The organism is Petrotoga halophila DSM 16923, from assembly GCF_002924615.1.
The window spans coordinates 1-2,361 of sequence record NZ_JALY01000344.1 but is presented as its reverse complement, the minus strand read 5'-3'; the positions used below and the strand labels follow the sequence as shown (position 1 = coordinate 2,361).

At 31.2% G+C, this 2,361-nt stretch carries 2 protein-coding genes; one reads left to right on the top strand and one right to left on the bottom strand.

Going from position 1 to position 2,361, the window contains the following annotated elements; genetic code table 11:
• Positions 1-142 precede the first annotated feature (142 nt).
• Positions 143-787 carry an outer membrane beta-barrel protein gene (locus AA81_RS13875; protein WP_103899362.1) on the top strand — a complete coding sequence of 215 codons (645 nt, stop codon included), beginning with the start codon at positions 143-145 and terminating at the stop codon, positions 785-787.
• A 595-nt stretch (positions 788-1,382) separates the two neighbouring features.
• On the opposite strand, the gene cas6 is transcribed toward AA81_RS13875, so the two are convergent.
• A complete protein-coding gene (cas6, locus tag AA81_RS13870) occupies positions 1,383-2,129 on the bottom strand; it encodes a CRISPR-associated endoribonuclease Cas6 (RefSeq protein ID WP_103899361.1) in 747 nt (248 codons plus the stop codon).
• Positions 2,130-2,361: the final 232 nt, after the last annotated feature.

Genomic DNA, 2,361 nt, shown 5'->3' with positions numbered 1-2,361 from the left:
TGAGGAATGAAAACAAAGAAAATATATTAAACTAACTGTTAATAAGTTAAAGTTCAAAAGCCTAAAAGTTATTAAAAATCAGCTTTTATTATAGTTTTTTAAGTTTCACATCAAACTTATTAAACAAGGGGGTTAGATAAGGATGAAAAAGGTTTTCGCAACGTTGTTGGTAGGTATGTTAGCTGTTTTTAGTTTCGCGGCATTTGAAGTCACAGGCGGTTATACAAACGCAACTCTAGATGAGAGTCTCACAGTCGTACAATCAGATGTAACAATGCATGGAATTAGTTTTGGTGCAAACTATCTGTTTGAGGGATTAGGTATAGAAGGTGGAGCTTTGTTGGTCGGTGGTTCTTTTGATTACTATTTTCCCTCAGAAGATAAAGATGTTTATGTTATTGATGAGGTTACAGGTGAAACGGTATCTGTTCCAATGAATTTTTCTCAAACGAGTTTTAGTGTGAATGGTGGCTATAGGCAAAGTTTAAATGTTTTCTTCCCAGACTTAGCAGTTGGAATGTATGTCCAAGGTTTGTTTAACTATTCCTTTGGAACAGTTACCGCTGGCACTTCTGTTGAATCATTAAATTTGGAGGAGGAAGCCGACAGCTCAAGTTGGGGTTTCGGCGGTGGAGCTGGAGCAAGCTTTGTAGTTCAAAACCTCGACATGAATGTAGGTGCAGATCTTTTATTTGAAAAGGTAACATTAACAGATTTCGAAGGCACAGATTATGAAGCCAACCAATGGAAACCAAAATTCAAGATTCACGCAGGCTTACAATTTTAATCAAAAAGTCAACAAAGATAACTAAAAAACCTCCGTCATGGAGGTTTTTTAGTTAAGCTATTTTCTTCTAAGTTTGAGATAGAAAAAACGTAAGAATTCTAATTTTTTACTGCTTGAATAATTAATTATCTTTACATTTTTGACACTAATTAGTCCGTCTTTAGATATTTGAATTGATTTTTAACAATTTCTCAAAGTTTTACTTAATAATCGTAATTTTTTAAGATAGTGTGTTTATAGTATCTTATGTCTTTTTATCCTACCTATGAGGAACCAAACAAAATCATCGACGATTGTTCTCTTATATCGCCGATATTTTTATTCTATCTATAAGAAGTTAAAACAGTCTTTAGAGCTTCTTCCTTATATTACATTCGAAGAAGTAAAAGAGTTATTGAAGTAGTTGAAGTAAGCTGATTCTATATTAATGGTAAATATTTAACCGATTTGGAGTCATTTAAGAAGGCGTCACGATCTTTTTCTCTATTGCTTTTTGGCTTGGATAATCTGTTATTTCATCAGTTTTTGATGAAAACTCTTTTCCAATAGTGTAAACCGCATCGATAAAACCCATATCATCACCCTCTATTCATAATCATATAACTTCTACTAACCCAAACCCTTGGGAGTTTTTTGCTCCGAAACCAGAGTCATAACCAATTTTTAACAAACTTGGATTCCCTTGAATTTCAAAAACACCATGCCAACCTTTAATAATAAAATTTTGATACTTTGTTATGATCATTTTAGAGCCTTTCTGATCAGCTTCTTTTATAACGAATTCATCATTACTTATTTCATTCGGAAGATATGAATCATAATAGGCAAGATACTTTTTTATTAAATTCTCTCTTATTAATTTTGAAAAGTTATCGTCGTTGGGGGAAAAGTAAATAGTCTTCTTTGAAGAATTTTGTACAATCGTAGAATAAACAGTAATGGGGGATAAGGTCTTCACTTTTATTTTATCGCTTTTTATTTCCAAATCATCGTACTCTAACTTCTCTACATTAATCTTTTGACCTAATAGTTCAAAATCATCTTTAAATAAAAGCGAGTCTGCACAATACTGAATTAAGTTCTTGTCGTGAGAGGAAATTTTCAAAGAAACATTATCAGAAAACTCTATTGTTTTATCCTTTCTATTTAAGCTAAATTTTCCCTTTAGCCTTGAAAAAGAAAACAATTTGTACTTTCTTTTCTCATAACTAAAGCCCTCGTTATGAACGAAGCTTCTATATTGTGCATCATCTATTAAATCAAGAATGAAAGCTTGAATTATATGATTATAATTTACTGGAAGTATTAAGTTATGAAAAGAAAATTGAATGTTTAATCTCATTTCAATTCTCCTGATATTTTAATTTAAAAACCGACATCTTTCTTGTAATATATTTTATCATAGAATAACAAAAAAAAGCAAGAAAGTATAAAAAACGTCTGTCGACCTCCAATAGGGTAAAAATCGCAGGAGATCGACAGACAAGTGTTAAAAATCACAATCCTTATATTATGCATATTTGAGTTGATTTTTAACAATTTATCAAAATTTTACGGCTGTATAATAAAAATGG

Excerpts from the sequence above, each read along its gene's own strand:
- AA81_RS13875 (WP_103899362.1), top strand. The coding sequence starts at position 143 with ATGAAAAAGGTTTTCGCAACGTTGTTGGTAGGTATGTTAGCTGTTTTT.
- cas6 (WP_103899361.1), bottom strand. The coding sequence starts at position 2,129 with ATGAGATTAAACATTCAATTTTCTTTTCATAACTTAATACTTCCAGTA.